The sequence below is a fragment of the bacterium genome (assembly GCA_021371935.1).
GTDB lineage: Bacteria > Armatimonadota > UBA5829 > UBA5829 > UBA5829 > UBA5829.
Genome location: JAJFVF010000002.1, coordinates 36,146 through 53,032, shown reverse-complemented (window position 1 = coordinate 53,032; position 16,887 = coordinate 36,146). Strand labels below are relative to the sequence as shown.

The 16,887-nt window shown below is 50.7% G+C and carries 19 protein-coding genes; 13 read left to right on the top strand and 6 right to left on the bottom strand.

Going from position 1 to position 16,887, the window contains the following annotated elements; all coding sequences use genetic code 11:
• Positions 1-12: 12 nt before the first annotated feature.
• The 10 genes from LLG46_00285 (at position 13) to LLG46_00240 (ending at position 6,739) form a co-directional block, all read left to right on the top strand.
• A complete protein-coding gene (locus LLG46_00285) occupies positions 13-1,209 on the top strand; it encodes a pyridoxal phosphate-dependent aminotransferase (protein MCE5321732.1) in 1,197 nt (398 codons plus the stop codon).
• 37 nt (positions 1,210-1,246) lie between these two features.
• On the top strand, positions 1,247-1,813 hold the full coding sequence (locus LLG46_00280) for a nucleotidyltransferase family protein (GenBank protein MCE5321731.1): 567 nt from the start codon (positions 1,247-1,249) through the stop codon (positions 1,811-1,813).
• Complete coding sequence (locus LLG46_00275; protein MCE5321730.1) at positions 1,810-2,049, top strand: hypothetical protein; 240 nt, start codon at positions 1,810-1,812, stop codon at positions 2,047-2,049. The genes LLG46_00280 and LLG46_00275 overlap by 4 nt, the downstream gene beginning before the upstream one ends.
• Positions 2,050-2,106: 57 nt before the next feature.
• A complete protein-coding gene (gene rnc, locus LLG46_00270; protein MCE5321729.1) occupies positions 2,107-2,811 on the top strand; it encodes a ribonuclease III in 705 nt (234 codons plus the stop codon).
• 85 nt (positions 2,812-2,896) lie between these two features.
• Positions 2,897-3,703: an S-methyl-5'-thioadenosine phosphorylase gene (locus LLG46_00265; GenBank protein MCE5321728.1), complete on the top strand. Its 807-nt coding sequence runs from the start codon at positions 2,897-2,899 to the stop codon at positions 3,701-3,703.
• Positions 3,700-4,332 carry a class I SAM-dependent methyltransferase gene (locus tag LLG46_00260; protein MCE5321727.1) on the top strand — a complete coding sequence of 211 codons (633 nt, stop codon included), beginning with the start codon at positions 3,700-3,702 and terminating at the stop codon, positions 4,330-4,332. Before LLG46_00265 ends, LLG46_00260 begins: the two co-directional genes overlap by 4 nt.
• Before the next feature lie 37 nt (positions 4,333-4,369).
• A complete protein-coding gene (gene mtnA / locus LLG46_00255) occupies positions 4,370-5,398 on the top strand; it encodes an S-methyl-5-thioribose-1-phosphate isomerase (GenBank protein ID MCE5321726.1) in 1,029 nt (342 codons plus the stop codon).
• 21 nt (positions 5,399-5,419) lie between these two features.
• Positions 5,420-5,944 (top strand): adenine phosphoribosyltransferase, encoded by a 525-nt coding sequence (locus LLG46_00250; protein ID MCE5321725.1) that lies wholly within the window; start codon positions 5,420-5,422, stop codon positions 5,942-5,944.
• 54 nt (positions 5,945-5,998) lie between these two features.
• Positions 5,999-6,202, top strand: a complete 204-nt coding sequence (locus tag LLG46_00245; GenBank protein MCE5321724.1) for a hypothetical protein — start codon at positions 5,999-6,001, stop codon at positions 6,200-6,202.
• Between the two features lie 36 nt (positions 6,203-6,238).
• Positions 6,239-6,739: an FKBP-type peptidyl-prolyl cis-trans isomerase gene (locus LLG46_00240; GenBank protein MCE5321723.1), complete on the top strand. Its 501-nt coding sequence runs from the start codon at positions 6,239-6,241 to the stop codon at positions 6,737-6,739.
• A 62-nt stretch (positions 6,740-6,801) separates the two neighbouring features.
• On the opposite strand, the gene LLG46_00235 is transcribed toward LLG46_00240, so the two are convergent.
• On the bottom strand, positions 6,802-7,065 hold the full coding sequence (locus LLG46_00235; GenBank protein ID MCE5321722.1) for a hypothetical protein: 264 nt from the start codon (positions 7,063-7,065) through the stop codon (positions 6,802-6,804).
• A gap of 177 nt (positions 7,066-7,242) precedes the next feature.
• On the opposite strand from LLG46_00235, the gene LLG46_00230 reads away from it, so the two are divergent.
• The gene (locus LLG46_00230; protein ID MCE5321721.1) at positions 7,243-8,175 is read left to right on the top strand and encodes a hypothetical protein; all 933 of its coding nucleotides are present in this window, start codon (positions 7,243-7,245) and stop codon (positions 8,173-8,175) included.
• A 30-nt stretch (positions 8,176-8,205) separates the two neighbouring features.
• Here LLG46_00230 and LLG46_00225 read toward each other — a convergent pair whose 3' ends face one another.
• From LLG46_00225 to LLG46_00215, 3 genes are all read right to left on the bottom strand, one after another.
• Positions 8,206-8,430 (bottom strand): zinc ribbon domain-containing protein, encoded by a 225-nt coding sequence (locus LLG46_00225; GenBank protein MCE5321720.1) that lies wholly within the window; start codon positions 8,428-8,430, stop codon positions 8,206-8,208.
• Between the two features lie 3 nt (positions 8,431-8,433).
• Positions 8,434-9,630 carry a stage 0 sporulation family protein gene (locus LLG46_00220; GenBank protein MCE5321719.1) on the bottom strand — a complete coding sequence of 399 codons (1,197 nt, stop codon included), beginning with the start codon at positions 9,628-9,630 and terminating at the stop codon, positions 8,434-8,436.
• Between the two features lie 108 nt (positions 9,631-9,738).
• Positions 9,739-10,581: a phosphatidate cytidylyltransferase gene (locus tag LLG46_00215; GenBank protein MCE5321718.1), complete on the bottom strand. Its 843-nt coding sequence runs from the start codon at positions 10,579-10,581 to the stop codon at positions 9,739-9,741.
• 327 nt (positions 10,582-10,908) lie between these two features.
• On the opposite strand from LLG46_00215, the gene topA reads away from it, so the two are divergent.
• Both topA and LLG46_00205 read left to right on the top strand, forming a co-directional pair.
• Positions 10,909-13,050 carry a type I DNA topoisomerase gene (topA, locus tag LLG46_00210; GenBank protein ID MCE5321717.1) on the top strand — a complete coding sequence of 714 codons (2,142 nt, stop codon included), beginning with the start codon at positions 10,909-10,911 and terminating at the stop codon, positions 13,048-13,050.
• 276 nt (positions 13,051-13,326) lie between these two features.
• Positions 13,327-14,433, top strand: a complete 1,107-nt coding sequence (locus tag LLG46_00205; protein MCE5321716.1) for a uroporphyrinogen decarboxylase family protein — start codon at positions 13,327-13,329, stop codon at positions 14,431-14,433.
• Here the strand turns inward: LLG46_00205 and LLG46_00200 are convergent.
• On the bottom strand, positions 14,334-16,001 hold the full coding sequence (locus LLG46_00200) for a formate--tetrahydrofolate ligase (GenBank protein ID MCE5321715.1): 1,668 nt from the start codon (positions 15,999-16,001) through the stop codon (positions 14,334-14,336). The genes LLG46_00205 and LLG46_00200 overlap by 100 nt on opposite strands.
• Positions 16,002-16,019: 18 nt before the next feature.
• Complete coding sequence (locus LLG46_00195; protein MCE5321714.1) at positions 16,020-16,856, bottom strand: hypothetical protein; 837 nt, start codon at positions 16,854-16,856, stop codon at positions 16,020-16,022.
• Positions 16,857-16,887: the final 31 nt, after the last annotated feature.

Sequence of the window (16,887 nt, the reverse complement as noted above, 5' to 3'; positions counted from 1 at the left end):
AGGAGTAAGGAAATGCCAAATATATCGCAGAGAGCAAAAAAAGTATCACCTTCACCGACATTGGCTGTGACTGCGAAGGCAAAGCAGATGAAGGCGGATGGAATAGACGTCATCGGTTTCGGTGCAGGTGAGCCTGATTTTGATACTCCACAGTGTATCAAAGATGCAGCAGTCAAATCGCTTCAGTCCGGGTTCACAAAATACACTCCAACCGGTGGCATTCCCGATCTGAAAAAAGCGATCTGCGAAAAGCTCAAACGCGATAACGGGTTGGATTATGCTCCCAATCAGGTGATTGTTTCCCTCGGCGCAAAACACTCGATCTATAATGCCGTGCTGGCGACAGTCGACCCCGGTGACGAAGTGATTATTCCTGCTCCATACTGGGTCAGCTATCCTGAGATAGTCGGGCTTGCCGGCGGCAAGTGCGTATATGTCGATGCGGACGAATCCACTGGCTTTACCGTTCCAATTGAAAAACTACGGGCGGCGGTTACAGACAAGACCAGAATGCTGATCTTAAACAGCCCGTCTAACCCGACAGGCGGGGTCTATAATCGCGAACAGATCAAGCAGATTGCCGACTTGGCTGTCGAAAAAGGCTTTTACGTGCTCTCTGATGAGATATACGAAAAGATCATCTATGATGGACGTGAGCATGTGAGCATTGCGTCCTTTGGAGATGAGATCAAGAAACTGACGATCACGATCAACGGTTTCTCAAAGGCATTTTCTATGACTGGCTGGCGCTTGGGCTATGCGGCTGCAGAGAAAGAGATTGTTGATGCAATGGAGGCGATTCAGAGCCATAGTGCATCGAACCTGGTTTCGTTTACCCAGCCTGCTGCGGTTGCAGCGCTTGCCTGCCCGCGGGAGATAATCGATGAAATGGTCACCGAGTTCGACAAGCGCAGGAAGTATATTGTCGAAAGGCTTAACGCCATTGACGGCATTACCTGCGCTATGCCGGGCGGCGCATTCTATGTGTTTCCGAATATCAGCGGTCTTTTCGGCAAAAGTGTGGATGGCAGAGTGCTGAAGTGCTCGGGCTGTGTGGAGAGCTGGCTGTTGGATGAGGCAAAGGTGGCGGTAGTGGCTGGGGCAGGATTTGGCGCAGACAACTATATTCGCCTTTCGTATGCAACTTCCATGGATAATATTGAAAAGGGCATGGATAGAATAGCTGAGGCTGTAGGCAGACTGAAGTAAGGTGTTCACTTGATAATTCAAAGGAAGCACATCTTAAATGGCAAGCCGGGACGACCCTAGAATACGACTGGACAAAGCTGCCGAGATAGATGATATACTTGATCGGCGGCTGTTTACGCTTGCCGTAATTACATGGCGTCTGCAGGAGTTGGGAATTACGCCTGTTCTGGTAGGTGGAGGAGCAGTCCAGTTCTATACACTCGGCGGTTATACGACTAAGGACATAGATGTGGTTATGCCGACATCCCCTAAAGTAGAGGATGCAATGTCCGAATTGGGTTTCATTAAGCGCGGTCGATACTGGGTCAGAGAGGATATCGATATCGCAATTGAAGCTCCTTCAGCATCACTGTCGGAGGGCATGGCTCGTGTAATTGAAGTTCAGATTGATGATATGCTCGTATGCATTCTCGGAATTGAGGATTTGATCATCGATAGGCTGAATGCTTATGTGCACTGGAAATCCACCGAGGACGGACGATGGGCAAGCCGTTTGATTACACTTGGCGGAAAAGACATGGATTGGGAATATATCATCCAGCGAGCAGAGGAAGAAAGAGTATCCGATGCACTGAACGATCTTGCGAAGAGTGCCGGGATATGAAAAAAGTTGACTACCGCGATTGGAAACGCCGCAAACAGGAAATCTTTCTGAAGCTTATAGATGCTGAGAATAGATTTGAAGGCCGTGTTCCTGGCCGGCGTCCTCGCGACCCTGAGAAAGAGAAAGTCCTGTTGGACCTGGACAAAGCCCGGCGTACACGCTATATTGAAACAGGGAAAATGGAGATTCTCGGCTCACGGCGCATTAAGTGGCGGATCGATTTTAAGAAAGGGTAGAACAACTCTCAGCCGTCTGCAACAATTATTGCCGACAGCTGAGGGCTGACACCAGAGATGACCCTCGATCAGAAAACACTCGAACAGATTGTTCAAAAGCTGCGTGTAGAGATAAAAGACTTGGGGCTTCTGCGGCAAGCTCTTACCCACAGGTCATATCTGGGGGAATCGGCTGAGGCCGTGTCAAATGAGAGGCTTGAGTTTCTGGGCGACTCAGTGTTGGGTGTTGTAATCGCCGAGTACCTCTACACACAATTCCCTGAACGCAGTGAAGGCGAGCTCGCCAAGGCCAAAGCGGTGGCCGTGAGCGAGCCAGTGCTCAGTGAAAGCGCCAAACAGCTCGGTTTACAGGATATGATTCTGATGAGTTCGGGCGAGGAAGCCAGCGGCGGCAGAAAAAGACACTCGATCATGGCGGATGCGTTCGAGGCACTGGTGGCGGTCATATACCTGGATTCAGGTCTGGAGGCCGCACGACAGTTCATTCTCAGAGCCCTGGACTCAATTCTCAAGGATGTCGAACGCAAACAACACATCCGCGATTACAAGACTCTCCTCCAGGAATACACTCAAGGTATTCACAAGAAAGCGCCGCTCTATGTGGTCATAGACGAAAAAGGCGCAGACCATGATAAGACATTCACTGTAGAAGTCATGCTCGATGACAGGCGGCTCGGAAGCGGTGTCGGCAAAAGTAAAAAACAGGCCGAACAAGCTGCTGCTCTGCAGGCTTTGGAAAAAATAGAGGGTCAAAAAGTCTGAAAGTTTGAAAGTCAAAAAGTTGGGTGTTTGCCATATTCTCTTTAACCTTTTGACTTTCCAACTTTTCGACGCATATGGAGGCAACATGGCAGAACTCAAGGCTGAAATAGGAGTCATAGGCGGCTCCGGGTTCTATTCGCTTCTGGATGATGTCGAGGAAGTCAAGTTCGACACTCCATACGGCGCACCGAGTGATGTGATTGCGCTCGGCACAATTGCGAGCAAGCGTGTCGCATTCATACCCAGACATGGTAAGACGCACAATATTCCTCCCCACATGATCCCCTACCGAGCGAATATCTGGGCGATGAAAAAGCTTGGCGTTACACGTATAATAGGTCCAAATGCGGTCGGCAGCCTGCAGGCGGATATCAAGCCGGGTGATTTCGTAGTCTGCAATCAGTTCGTCGACCGCACATATGGCCGCAAAGATACTTTCTATGACGGTCCTATAGTGACACATGTCTCCTCAGCCGATACATACTGCCCTGTGCTGCGCAGACTTGCCGTGGAGATAGGCAGGAGCCAGGGAGTGACGATGCACGATGGCGGCACGACTGTCTGCATCCAGGGACCGAGGTTTTCAAGTCGAGCCGAGAGTTTGTGGTTTACCAGAATGGGCTGGCATGTGGTCAACATGACCCAATATCCTGAGTGCATCCTTGCTCTTGAGCAGGAGATTTGTTATGTCAATATCGCACTTATAACCGACTATGACGTGGGCATTGTAGCAGAGGGCGGAGCAGAACCGGTTAATGCAAGCGAGGTAGTGAAAGTCCTCACTGCGAATAACGAGCGCGTGAAGAACTTGATATTTGAGATGGTCGAGAAGATGCCCGAGACTCGAGACTGCTCGTGCGCACACGCCCTTGAGAATGCCCGGCTGGGATGATGAGCAATTCGGAGAGAATAGCGCTTTTTGATGAGTGGGCACGCAACTACGATCCATCCGGCGCTGGAGCAAACGCCTTTCCATTTGCGGGCTACGATCAAGTTCTTAATGAGATAGTCGACTGTGCCAGGCCGATAAGATCGCTTTCCATACTTGACTTGGGAACGGGAACCGGTAATCTTGCGTCTTTGTTCGCTGGTTCCACACGCGAGGTATGGGGAATTGATTTCTCCTCTGAAATGCTTGCTAAGTCAAAGGCTATCTTGCCCAATTGTCATTTCGTTCAGGCTGACTTGCTCGGTCAATGGCCGGAAGTCTTGAACCGTCGCTTCGACCGGATAGTGTCTGCCTATGTGTTTCATGAGTTCGACATACCCACTAAAGTCGAATTGCTTAGGCGCCTAAAGAACGATTATCTAGTTGATCACGGTCGTATGATAATTGGCGACATTGCATTTCCGTCTCAGCAAATTTTCGATTCCGCTCGTGAAATATTTGCCCAGCTATGGGATCCGGATGAGTACTATTGGATTGCCGACAATGCTGTTGACATATTGAGTTCTATGGGCATGACAGTTGCATATAAGCAAGTTTCTGTTTGCGGCGGAGTATTTGTGATTGATACTTAAGATGCCAAAACACAGATATTTGGTAGGATGATAGAGATTGCAGCGCACAGTAGACTACAAAGACGGCAAAGTAATATTGATCGACCAGACGCGGATTCCATCTGAACTGGTCACAATCGAGCTTTCTGACTATGAGAGCATAGCAGACGCCATTAAGACCATGAAAGTCCGCGGTGCGCCGGCGATTGGCGTCACTGGCGCACTGGGAATCGTGATAGCCGCCAGAGCATCGCATACATCCGATGCCAATATCTTGCTTGATAAACTGACACACGCAGCGAATGTGCTCAAGAATACCCGCCCGACTGCAGTCAATCTGTTCTGGGGAATAGACCGGATGCTCGATGCTGCACATGCGGCTGTAAGGGCCGGTTCAGGTGTCGATGATATAGTCCAAGCACTCGAATCACTCGGCGAGATGATGCTCGTAGAGGATGAAGATGTCTGCCGCTTGATCGGCAAAAATGGAGCCGGACTATTGCCGGATAATGGAAATGTGCTCACTCACTGTAATGCAGGTTCGCTTGCCTGTGTTGCGTACGGCACGGCTCTGGGAGTCATTCGTGCGGCGGTCGAGTCAGGCAAGCAGATTCATGTATATGCCGACGAGACTCGCCCCCGGCTCCAGGGTATGAAACTGACCTGCTTCGAACTCGCGAGCGACAATATACCGGTCACCCTAATCTCGGACAACATGGCGGGCTGGCTTATGCGCCAGGGCAAGATAGACTGTGTGGTGGTCGGTGCGGACCGTATTGCGGCAAATGGAGACGTTGCCAATAAGATTGGCACATATTCAGTCGCGCTGCTCGCTCACCATCACAAGATTCCATTCTACGTAGCAGCCCCATTCTCTACAATCGACTTTTCTATAGCTTCGGGTGATGAAATACCCATCGAGGAGAGACCGCACGAAGAAGTGACTCACATAGACGGGCGCAGGATTGCGCCGGTGGGTGTTCAGGTCGCAAACCCCAGTTTTGATGTCACCCCAGCGGAATATGTGGGGGCGATAATAACTGAGAAGGGTATTATCAGACCGCCGTACAAAAAGAATCTCATATAAAGCAGACCGGAGGCCGCCACTATGATAACCGAAGAGACTATGAAACAGATCATACGCGATGTGCCCGACTTTCCCTCGGACGGCATTTTGTTTTATGACATAACCCCTGTTCTTCAAAATCCGAAAGCTTTCAATGAGGTTGTCGCCTCGATTGCCCAATGTGTCGAACCAATGAAACCCGATGTGATCGTGGGAATCGAATCACGCGGCTTTATCCTAGGCGCTCCTGTAGCCATAGAATTAGGATTGGGGTTTGTTCCGGTCCGCAAAAAGGGCAAGCTGCCATGGGATACCATCCAGGCGGAATATGATCTCGAATACGGCACAAACACGGTCGAGATGCATAAAGACGCCATTGAGCCGGGTATGAGGGTTGCAATAGTCGATGACCTGCTCGCCACAGGAGGCACTGCAAAGGCTGCTGTTCAACTGGTTGAAGAACTGGGTGGCACTGTTATGGGCCTGAGCTTCATCATCGAGCTTCTATTTCTCAAAGGGCGAAAATCTCTGAACAACTATGAGGTGTGTTCGCTGGTGAGGTATTAAAGAGGAGTTGGGTATTGCCTGTCGAATAACAGTCATTACCTGGAGGCGATGCATATGAGTGGAAAGAAAAACTGGCTGACTATTATAGCCTACGTCATTGTCGGGATAGTTGCTGTGGCTGTGGCTCTGGCCGTGATCAGGATTGTCATAGGGCTGACCATTGCCGTTGTTTCCTTCGCGATAGGCGCAGCTATTGTAGTGCTGGTGGGCTATGTGGTGTATGTACTGCTTAAAGCCCTATTGAAAGATTCTAATTAAAAATCACCGCAAATCCATCAGGAAAGGACTTAGAATATGAGATCACTTCTCGCGATACTATTAGCCGTTGGCGTTATCTTCGCACTTATCGGATGCGGTAAAGAGGAGACCAAACAGACGCAGACACCTGCTCCGGCTAAAGAAAAATCTGAGTCTGCTGCCACATCAGATGCTCAGACACAATCAGAAGACGGCTTCATCTCCACAGAGTCCGGCTTACAATATAAAGATACAAAAGTCGGAACCGGTCCAGCGGTCAAGGTCGGCGATAGCGTCACTGTAGAGTATAAGGGCTGGTTGGATAACGGCACGGTTTTTGACTCAACGAAAAAGCCGGGTGCGGGACCCTTTTCATTCAACGTAGGATCGGGCCAGGTAATAAAAGGTTGGGATGAGGGTTTGCAGGGCATGAAAAAGGGCGGCGTACGCCAGCTCATTTTACCGCCAGCTCTTGGCTATGGTTCTGAAGACATGGGCACAATTCCTCCAAACTCGACCCTGCATTTTGAGATAGAGCTGTTGAAGATAGGTGCTTGATCGACAAAAATCGAGTCCGCCTCAGAGATACTCATTCGAGACGGACTCAATTCCGTATTCGGCTAAGCTGCAATCTTAGATGGTCTGCCCCGTTTTCTCTTAACTGGGGCAATCGTTATTTCCCTTATCCTGCGAGCCCTGTAGTTCCGCTCATACCGGGCGAACTTCTGCTCGATCTCTTCCCTTTTATGATAGGACTCCATGTCCTCGGGTTCTTCTGAGTCGGGTTCGATCTCGATATCATTTTCTATCCGGTTGTCGTATTCAGTTGTCACCTCGCAGGAATCGGGAGTTTCGATAAACTCAACAGCCTCTTGTGCCATCAATACCGCCTCCCTTCCACGATTATCTTGCTTATAGACGCTCAATATGGTCAATTGGTTCCTATGAGCGTATTATTATTGCACAAACTGTACAATAATAAAACCCCTGCTGAAAATATACAGTTGCGGCGTCTTGATAACCTCTTGAAAACAAGCCCTTTCTGAGTTACCATAGGCATAATGGAAATCAAAGGTGATGTATTTCGGATAATGCGCGGTCCCAGTCCAGCGCTCGAGCTGCATTTGGGTCGGAATGCTTTCACCACCGGCAGGCAGCTTAGCGGTGTGGCTCTCTTTCGTGTCTCCAAACAGATCAATATCCGCTCTCTTGCTATATCGATAACCGGAAGTGAAACCGTCGCCGATTCGTTGTTACCACACAGCAAACCTATACCGTTTTTCAGTAGAGAGATACTCCTTACGGGTAGAGAGAATCCAGGATTTCGACATGAACGCATGTCAAGGCTGTGGAACGAATTTCTGGGCAGAGACACAGGACGCAGTCTGAGTTCCGGCGAGCACCTGTATCCATTTTCAATTCCCCTTCCTTCCTCGCTGCCTCCAAGTTATGAGGGAAAGGCCGGCAGAATCGATTACACGGTCACAGCACGCCTGGAACTGCTTCTCGGCCAAAAAATCGAGGTCTCAAAGCAGATTCCTGTCGTATTCGTGCCTCGCAACCGCAAGAGTGGTCCAGTGGCATTGAGCTATCCGTCGGCTGATGGGACGCTCCAAAGCGGCGGAGTCAGCATCAATGTCGAGATGATGCAGCATGCTGTGGAACAGGGCAAACGAGTGACGGGGCGTTATGTGATAGCCAACCCGAAGCACATACATATCAAAGAGGTGGTTGCATCTCTTGAAAACTGTGAATGGGCAAGGGGTACTGCGCGCAAGGAGATAGCATGTGAGGTCGTGCAATCGATGACAATAGTGCCCGCCAGCCCTGATGCCGGGTTCATCGAAGGCAGGTTTGAGCTTCACGTGCCCGAAGACTCTGTTCCAACAGTCGAAGGCACTGCAATATCCGTTCTCTGGTTCCTGAAGATCCGCTTGAACTCATCGCACCCATTGGAGTTCAAGGCGCCGATTACAGTGTATCCTCCGCAGTGAGGTCCAACTTACAATACACTCTTCCTTGGTTTAATGGCCGCATCCGCAGGAGCCGCAATTGCCGGACGCGCACCCGGCGCAGCTGCTGGAGTGTGAAGACGACCCGCCGGCAACGCGTGATGCAAACAAAGACATAAGCCGCTTAACCTCAGCCGATCCGCATGCCGGGCACTCGACCTCATTTGCGCGGCTCATACTGATCAATCTTTCAAAGCACTTGCCGCAGGATTTGCACTCGTACTCATATATCGGCACTTATTAGCTCTCCCCCGGCGTTTCGGGCTGGCTGCGGTTTGAATGGCTGCCATTGCGACTTTTTTGTGAGCGATTCCTGTGATTTCTATTCTTTCGCTGGGGGTGATCGTGACCATTACCGCCGTTATTATTGCCGTTATGGCTGTCAGGCGAAGAATTGTATGCGTTCTGATCCACGCTTCGATGCGGGTCACGGAAAGTCACTCCACTGGATTTTGGCGCAGATGAAACCACATCGTCGAGCAGATCGGCTACCTCAGGGTTTTGCTCGATCTCATCCTCGATTTCATCATCGATCTCATCTTCTATATCTATATCGGCGGACTCGTCTGCATCACCGGCAAGCAGGCATTGGCAGTTCTTTTCGGTCATATTGCATGCCACACCGTGACGCCTGCACAGACCTTCGAGCTTGAGCTGGCTGGCGTGGATATGGAGTTGGACTTCCTGCTCAGTCTCGACTGTGATCATGTTGTTTATCACATTGACGTCGATCACTTTCGCCCTGCCGTCATCGAGCTGCAGTATTGCCCCCACGGCCGGCAGCCTTTTTTGAGCGTATTTATAGTGTTCGTGCTCATATCTCAGGCAGCACATCAGTTTTCCACAGACACCGGAAAACTTCGCCGGATTAAGAAACAGGCTCTGGTCTTTTGCCATTTTCATTGAGATGGGTTCAAAGTTGCTCAGAAAAGTCGCACAGCACAGCGAACGCCCACAGCCTCCGTAGCCGCCGATCAACTTGGCCTCGTCACGGACACCAATCTGATGGAGTTGGACCTTGGTCTTTAATGCTCCGGCCACATCCTTGACCAGTTCGCGGAAATCGATCCTGCCGTCCGCCGAGAATGAGAATGTGACCTGTGAGCCGTCGAATGCGCACTCAGCTTCCAGCAGCTTCATTGGAAGGCCATGCTCGGCGATCTTGCGTTCACACACTTCAAAAGCGTGTTTCTCTTTTTCCCGATTGGATGCTTCACGCTGCAAGTCATCGCCTGTGGCAACGCGCACAACAGCCTTGAGTGGGGCTACTAGTTCCTCTTCGGACACCTCGCGCGGTTCAAGGACGACTTCGCCGAACTCAATTCCGCGCGCGGTCTCGGCTATAACAAAATCACCCTCGTGGAGCGCAAGCTCACCGGGGTCGAAGTAGTAGACTTTACCCACCCTTCTAAAGGAGACACCCACAACAAGTGGCATATATAGATCCTCTTACTTTTTAGAAGGGAGATGAAATGCAAGATGCATCATCATCTTTGTATTGATTACAAATCAATTCTAGCATAACGCTGCCAAAGGCGGCAAATATCAGCCTATCCACTGCCTCAAAAACAGCACCACATAATAATACATCGCAGGTCCGGCAAAGAGCATGCTGTCGAACCTGTCGAGAATTCCGCCATGCCCAGGCATGACATTACCGAAGTCTTTGATGCCTATCTCACGCTTGATTGCAGATTCTGACAAATCTCCAAGCTGGCTGAGCACACCGAAGATCACGCCAAGCGCCAATCCATGATACCATGGCAGATGAATAATCATTCCGGCGACCATAGACAGGATAAGTGCGCCCACAAACCCGCCTATTGAGCCTTCAACGGTCTTGTTTGGACTTAATGTCGGGGCAATCTTGGTTTTGCCAAGAAACCTGCCTACAAAATATGCGCCTGTATCAGACGCCCAGGTCGCCAGAAATGTGAACATGACCAGCCAAGCACCCGCTTCCTTGGTGTATGCTCCGACTGTAATAGTGCCATCAATCCCTCTGAGGACGACCAGGTGCATGATCAGCCAGCCTACATATATGGCGCCAAATACTGTTGCGCCTACGTTGATCAGAGGGGCGCGTTTTCGCCGTATTATCTCAACGCAGAACGAAAGGATCAGAAGGAGGGTAAGAACTGCTGGGAAGATTGCGCCGATCGTCTTGGGACCATATGTGCGTGCCGAGACCACAAACAAAGCTACAGCCGCAAGCCCTGCCCACTCCACAGGTTGAGACCCGAGCTTACGAACGCCGCTGTAGAACTCGTGGGCACCGAGGATTGAGACTAAGCCAATTGCAACGGCGAACGGCAGGCCGTTGGGGTAGAATATCAATATAACGGCAAGTGGAATACCAATCAGCGCCGTAATGATTCTTTTCAGCACGATTTGTCTTGCGCTCCTTAAAATGGCCGCGAGCGGAGCAGAGATAATCTCGCCCGTTTTTCAAGGGCATTATAGCATTCGGATGCTTGTATCGCAACAATGTTTGACAGGTTTTCTCAGTTGTGCTATTATCACTCTCCGTGTCCTCTAACCCGGATAATGCACTTTCCGCATAATCCGGGGCTCCGAGAGCATTATTCACGATCTTCGTGAATAATGCGGGTCTAAAGCCTCAGACAGGGCATATTTTGAATATCTCCCCGGCCGTTTGGCAACAAACCCTGCAGGGAATCATATTGCAAGAAAGACAAAAGGTGCAAACGATAGATGTCCAAATCATTGATCATAGTCGAGTCACCGGCCAAGACAAAGACTCTGAAAAATTTTCTTGGCTCGGATTATATAATCGAAGCAAGTATGGGTCATGTCCGCGATCTGCCTAAAAGCAAGCTCGGTGTGGATGTGGAGAACAGGTTCGAGCCGCAGTATGTCTCTATTCCCGAGAGGCGGGATGTCCTCAAAAAGCTCAAGGCTGCTGCGGGCAAGGCGGATTCTGTATATCTCGCTTCGGACCCTGACCGCGAAGGTGAAGCAATTGCATGGCATTTGCAAAATTCCTTGAAGCTCAAAGATGCCAAGAGAATTCAGTTCAATGAGATCACCAAGACTGCCGTCACCGAGGCTCTGCAGAATGCTCATGAGATAAACATAAACTTGGTAAACGCGCAGCAGGCTCGTCGGGTTCTGGACCGTCTGGTCGGCTATAAACTCAGCCCTCTGCTCTGGCGCAAGGTGAAGCGTAATTTGAGTGCCGGCAGGGTGCAGTCGGTTGCAGTTAGACTGATATGTGATCGCGAGAGGGAAATACTTGCCTTTGTGCCGGTTGAATACTGGTCCATAACTGCGGCGCTTACTCCCCAAGACAAAGAGCATCTGTTTAACGCGAAACTGGTGCTCAAAGACGGCGAGAAGCTGGAGATTCATAACCAGCAGGAAGCCGACAATCTGCTCAAGGCACTCGAAGGCGCTGATTATGTAGTAAAGGGAATTAGGAAGAGCGAGCGCAAACGCAATCCTTCCCCGCCATTTATTACAAGCACGCTCCAGCAGGAAGCTTCTCGAAAACTCGGCTACGGCGCCCGCCGCACTATGATGATCGCTCAGCAACTCTATGAGGGCATTGAGTTGGGCGAACAGGGTTCCGTCGGCCTTATCACCTATATGAGAACCGACTCAACACGTGTTGCCAAAGAAGCCCAGGAAGAAGCGCGGGATTACATAGTCAAGACTTACGGCTCCACATACATACCCGATAAAGCCAGGCAAGTCTCTCGTAAAGGGGCACAGGATGCGCATGAAGCGATCCGCCCAACATCCGTAACGCGCCATCCAGACGAGATCAAGCACTTCTTGAATAACGATCAATATCGGCTCTATAAATTAATCTGGCAGCGCTTTCTGGCCAGCCAGATGTCTACTGCACTGTTCGATGTGGTATCTGTCGATATCGAGGCGGCGGGGATGACCTTCCGCGCCACAGGCTCCACAATCAAATTCCAGGGGTTTATGAAAGTCTACACCGAGGGCAAAGACGATGACAAAATCGTCGCCGATGAGGAGCAGCCACCACTTCCGTCGATGGTGGAGGGGCAGGTACTCGATCTGCGTGAACTCAAGCCTGAGCAGCATTTCACGGAGCCTCCAGCCCGCTATACTGAAGCCACCCTTGTACGTACACTCGAAGAGAATGGCATCGGCAGACCGAGCACCTATGCCAGCATCATCTCTACGATTCAAGACCGGAAATATGTCGAGCTGAAGGAGAAGAAATTCTTCCCCACCGAGCTTGGTTTTATCGTAACCGACCAGCTCGTAAAGCATTTTCCGGCGATCATGGATGTGGAGTTTACCGCCGGTGTCGAGACCAAACTCGACACCGTCGAGGAGGGCAATCTCGACTGGGTGCAGCTCCTGAGTGAGTTCTATGGGCCGTTTGAGAAAGACCTGGAAGAGGCTCAGGAGAATATGGAACGGGTCAAGATTCAGCCCAAAGAAAGCGACCAGATATGCCCGAACTGCGGCAGGAAGATGCTGATCCGCGAAGGCAGATTCGGCGAGTTTCTGGGATGCGCGGGCTATCCCGAGTGCAAGACCACTGCGCCGCTTACCAAGCCGGTGGACGTCAAATGCCCTGCCTGCGGCGAGGGTGATATTGTTGAGAAGAAGTCCAAAAAAGGCAGGACCTTCTACGGCTGCAACCGGTATCCCGAATGCTCATGGGTCTCCTGGGACAAACCGACAAACAAGACATGTCCCAAATGCGGCAGAATTTTGGGCGAGCGGCGGTTCAGAGGCCGACTCACGGGCTACCGCTGCACAAATCAGGAGTGCGACTATCAGAAAGCCCGCGGCAAAGAGGGTGCCCCTGAGGACGAGCCCAAGGACAGCAGCGATCAGACGGCTGTCTAGCCCTCTTCCTGTCTGCTTCATATATTCTCCAGCTCCAATGGCCTAGATCAGCCGTTAGAGCCAACTGCGCTGCCTCATGCGATTCATATGGTAGTCTCGTGCTCTGCTGGTAATTTCGGTGCGTTTTATGCACATTTATTGTAATTTTGTGCTGTTTGTAACTTCGTAGCAAAGTGTCGCGAAACTATTGTGAATAGACCTGCCTGTGGTTATAATACAAATTGTAAGCAACGGACGCTCGGAATATCACCGGGCACAGCAGAGGTTTTTCAGGAAATGTTTTGTGAATATGTAACCGGCGCAGGCAGAATGCTGACGGCTCCGCTTGTTGGTTTTCCGGGGCTTGAGCTTACCGGCACGAGCCTGGCCGAGAATCTGCGCGAAAGCTCCAAACAGATCGAGACACTGATCGCTCTCAACAATGCCGTGGATTTCGATATCATCTTTCCTATGATGGACCTTACAGTCGAGACCGAGGCTCTAGGCGGCAAAATGAGTTGGGACAGGGACGAAATGCCCACAATTGATGGGATATCGGTAGAGACCAGGGCCGATGCGGATTCGTTGGTAATCCCGGGGATCGGCAAGGGCAACAGATTGAATGTCTCCATCGAGACATGCGCAGCTTTCCGAAGGGCATTTCCCGGTAAGATATTATGGGCGTATGTGTTGGGACCGTTCTCCATTGCGGGCAGGCTTATGGGCATGACCGAAGTCGCTATAGCAATAAAGCTGGAGCCGGAGACAGTCCATGCAGCACTCAAAAAAGCCGATAAACTGCTCAAGCAGCAGATAAACGCATTGATCGATGCGGGCGCGGACGGAGTAATGATCCTGGAACCGGCTTCGGGGATGCTCCGCGAAGATGATGCAAACGAGTTTTCAAATGCATATATAAAGGAGTTGGCAGGTGTAATCAAGCAGCGGGGCAAAACGCCGTCACTTCACAACTGCGGCAATATCGATCACCTGATAGAGAGCCTCTGCGCAACGGGAATCGAAGCTCTGCACATCGGGTCCGTATGCGACCCATTCGAGATTTACCCGCGTATACCCGATGACGTTGTATTGATGGGCAATCTGGACCCAACCGAAGTCTTTCTGCGTGCAGATGCAGAGAAAGTGCAGCGTGAGACAACTGCGCTGCTCGAAAGAATGACAGGCTGCAGCAGATATATCATTTCTTCGGGCTGCGATATACCACCCGGCACAAGTATTGAGAATCTAAAGTCGTTTGAGCGCGCGGTTACGGAGAGTCGACCGGATGCCGGCGGATTCAGACTTCAAAACAGCCCGTATATCTCTCCGTCGGCATTCATGCCTATCTTTTCGGCTGCCGGGTTTTTCGGCAGCCCGGGCATGGTCATGATGCTGCCTGCATAGATAACTATAAACCCAGCGCCTGCGCTCACTTTTGCATCACGGACGCAAATTTTATAACCTGTGGGACGGTTGATCTTTTTGGGGTCGTCCGAGAGAGAGCTTTGAGTTTTTGCGATGCAGATAGGCAGCTTGCCGAAACCAAGCGATTCGATCTGTTTGATGTGAGTATTTGCAGCGGGCAGGTAATCGGCTCCGTCCGCACCGTAAAAGAGCTTGGCGATCTGGTCCACTTTGTCTTTTATCGGCTGGTCTGTCGAGTATGTCGGGTGGAAATTACTTTTGCCGTCGCATGCCTTGAGAACTAACTCGGCAAGTTCGATGCCGCCTTCGCCACCCTTTGCCCAGACATCCGAGAGTGCCCACTTGACTCCCATCTTGCCGCAGTACGCCGATAACACCTCGATCTCCTCACTTGAGTCCGAAGGGAACTTGTTGATCGCGACAATCGGCTCCAGACCCGCGCTTCTGACATTCTCGATGTGCTTTTTGAGGTTTTCGATCCCATACTCCACGGCGGACGGATTGCTTTGTGCAAGGTCGGCAATAGCCACGCCCCCGTGCATCTTCAGCGCACGAATAGTAGCCACCACCACCGCAGTCATCGGCTTTAGTCCCGCTGCACGGCACTTGATGTTGAAAAACTTTTCAGCTCCAAGGTCAGAACCGAATCCTGCCTCCGTCACCACATAATCCGCCAGCTTCAGAGCCATCTTCGTTGCAATGATCGAGTTGCATCCGTGCGCAATATTGCCGAACGGACCGCCGTGGACAAACGCGGGCGTATGCTCCAGAGTCTGGACCAGATTAGGCAGAATCGCGTCTTTGAGCACCACAGCCATCGCGCCGCTCGTGTTAAGGTCTTTTGCGGTAATGGGCATCCCGGATTTGTTGAACCCGACAACAATATTAGCAAGCCTGTTTTCCAGGTCTTCGCGATCCGTAGCGAGACACAGCAGAGCCATAATTTCTGATGCGGTAGTGATATCGAAACCAGATTGCCTGGGGGTGCCGTTTGCTTTGCCGCCCAGGCCGATCACGATCTCACGCAGCGCGCGGTCGTTCATATCCATCACTCGCTTCCATGTGATCGAGTGTATGTCTATATCCAGCGCATTGCCCTGGTGAATGTTGTTATCGAGCATCGCAGCCAAAAGGTTGTGCGCGGTGGTGACGGCATGAAAGTCTCCGGTAAAGTGCAGATTGATATCCGCCATGGGGATAACCTGAGCGTAACCGCCGCCCGCCGCCCCGCCTTTAATACCAAAACATGGTCCAAGGGAGGGTTCGCGTATCGCTATGCAGGTGGACTTGCCCAGTTTCCTCAGCGCATCCCCCAGACCGACAGTCGTGGTGGTCTTTCCCTCACCTGCAGGGGTAGGGGTGATCGCTGTGACAAGTATGAGCTTACCGTCAGGTTTGCCGGAGAGCCTGTCCATCACGTCCAGCGAGATTTTCGCCTTGTCTTTGCCATAAAAGAGCAGGTCATCTTCGGTAAGTCCCAGACCGGCGGCAATATTTCTTATATGGTCAGGCTTGGCCTGCTGAGCTATTTCAACGTCGGATAACATAAAAGATTCTCCAATGTCTTAGGCTTGTTTCTTCTCAAACCAATTAGGCTTTATTCCAAATGTCTCGGGATCAGGTATATAATGATTTGGACTGAATGCATACTCGGCGGCACGATCAAAGTATTGTCTCGGATCATCATTCAGATACAACTCGCGAAACTCTTCGACTTTTGCACGTGCCTCATCGAAAGTCAGGCCATGTTGGCAATACACTGCCACAAGTGACTGTACAACTCGTATCAGGTATCCATATGTCCGGCTTTTCTTTAGTGCATTGTTTCTTTTAAGTATGTGCCTGAGCAGATCCTCAAGATAACCAAGAGCCTCCGTCCCTCTGCCGTTCATCAAGAGCCATTGAGCACCCGATGTCTGAGACGCATCTACCTCTTTTTCTACATTCAAGAGTTCCTGCATTTGGCGAAATATTGCTGCTATGTCAACAGTGTCAGCGGCAAATATCATTTTGTCCAGAGCTTCCAGTTGACCTACAAAGTCGCCTCGCCGTTCAGATATTTGCCTAGCAGCCTCCAACCATTGAATTGCGTCTGCTGAGTCTCTTCTTGCAAACGCTATACTCGCCATTACATGCATTGCATCGACGGATTCCGGCTGTTTTTTCAGAACTGCACGGCATTGTCTCTCGCTGCGTATTTTGTGCTTTCCGAAGAATTCAAGGCGTGCCATCATCAGCCGAAGCTGTATTTCTCTATCAACATTCAGTCTCGATCTGGCTCGCCTGATCTCTTTATATATCGATCCATATATTTCATGCGCCTTGACTTTACCCAAAACTGCGTCAAGCACTTGTGTATTTAGTTCATCCAAATCGGCTAACTTCACAGGTTTTGTAGACATATGCTGCCAGTTCTCCGTCAAGTATTGCCAA

What these genes read in the sequence shown, in the direction of transcription:
- LLG46_00285 (MCE5321732.1), top strand. Translation starts at nt 13, where the DNA reads ATGCCAAATATATCGCAGAGAGCAAAAAAAGTATCACCTTCACCGACA.
- LLG46_00280 (MCE5321731.1), top strand. Translation starts at nt 1,247, where the DNA reads ATGGCAAGCCGGGACGACCCTAGAATACGACTGGACAAAGCTGCCGAG.
- LLG46_00275 (MCE5321730.1), top strand. Translation starts at nt 1,810, where the DNA reads ATGAAAAAAGTTGACTACCGCGATTGGAAACGCCGCAAACAGGAAATC.
- rnc (MCE5321729.1), top strand. Translation starts at nt 2,107, where the DNA reads ATGACCCTCGATCAGAAAACACTCGAACAGATTGTTCAAAAGCTGCGT.
- LLG46_00265 (MCE5321728.1), top strand. Translation starts at nt 2,897, where the DNA reads ATGGCAGAACTCAAGGCTGAAATAGGAGTCATAGGCGGCTCCGGGTTC.
- LLG46_00260 (MCE5321727.1), top strand. Translation starts at nt 3,700, where the DNA reads ATGATGAGCAATTCGGAGAGAATAGCGCTTTTTGATGAGTGGGCACGC.
- LLG46_00250 (MCE5321725.1), top strand. Translation starts at nt 5,420, where the DNA reads ATGATAACCGAAGAGACTATGAAACAGATCATACGCGATGTGCCCGAC.
- LLG46_00245 (MCE5321724.1), top strand. Translation starts at nt 5,999, where the DNA reads ATGAGTGGAAAGAAAAACTGGCTGACTATTATAGCCTACGTCATTGTC.
- LLG46_00240 (MCE5321723.1), top strand. Translation starts at nt 6,239, where the DNA reads ATGAGATCACTTCTCGCGATACTATTAGCCGTTGGCGTTATCTTCGCA.
- LLG46_00230 (MCE5321721.1), top strand. Translation starts at nt 7,243, where the DNA reads ATGGAAATCAAAGGTGATGTATTTCGGATAATGCGCGGTCCCAGTCCA.
- LLG46_00220 (MCE5321719.1), bottom strand. Translation starts at nt 9,630, where the DNA reads ATGCCACTTGTTGTGGGTGTCTCCTTTAGAAGGGTGGGTAAAGTCTAC.
- topA (MCE5321717.1), top strand. Translation starts at nt 10,909, where the DNA reads ATGTCCAAATCATTGATCATAGTCGAGTCACCGGCCAAGACAAAGACT.
- LLG46_00205 (MCE5321716.1), top strand. Translation starts at nt 13,327, where the DNA reads ATGTTTTGTGAATATGTAACCGGCGCAGGCAGAATGCTGACGGCTCCG.
- LLG46_00200 (MCE5321715.1), bottom strand. Translation starts at nt 16,001, where the DNA reads ATGTTATCCGACGTTGAAATAGCTCAGCAGGCCAAGCCTGACCATATA.
- LLG46_00195 (MCE5321714.1), bottom strand. Translation starts at nt 16,856, where the DNA reads ATGTCTACAAAACCTGTGAAGTTAGCCGATTTGGATGAACTAAATACA.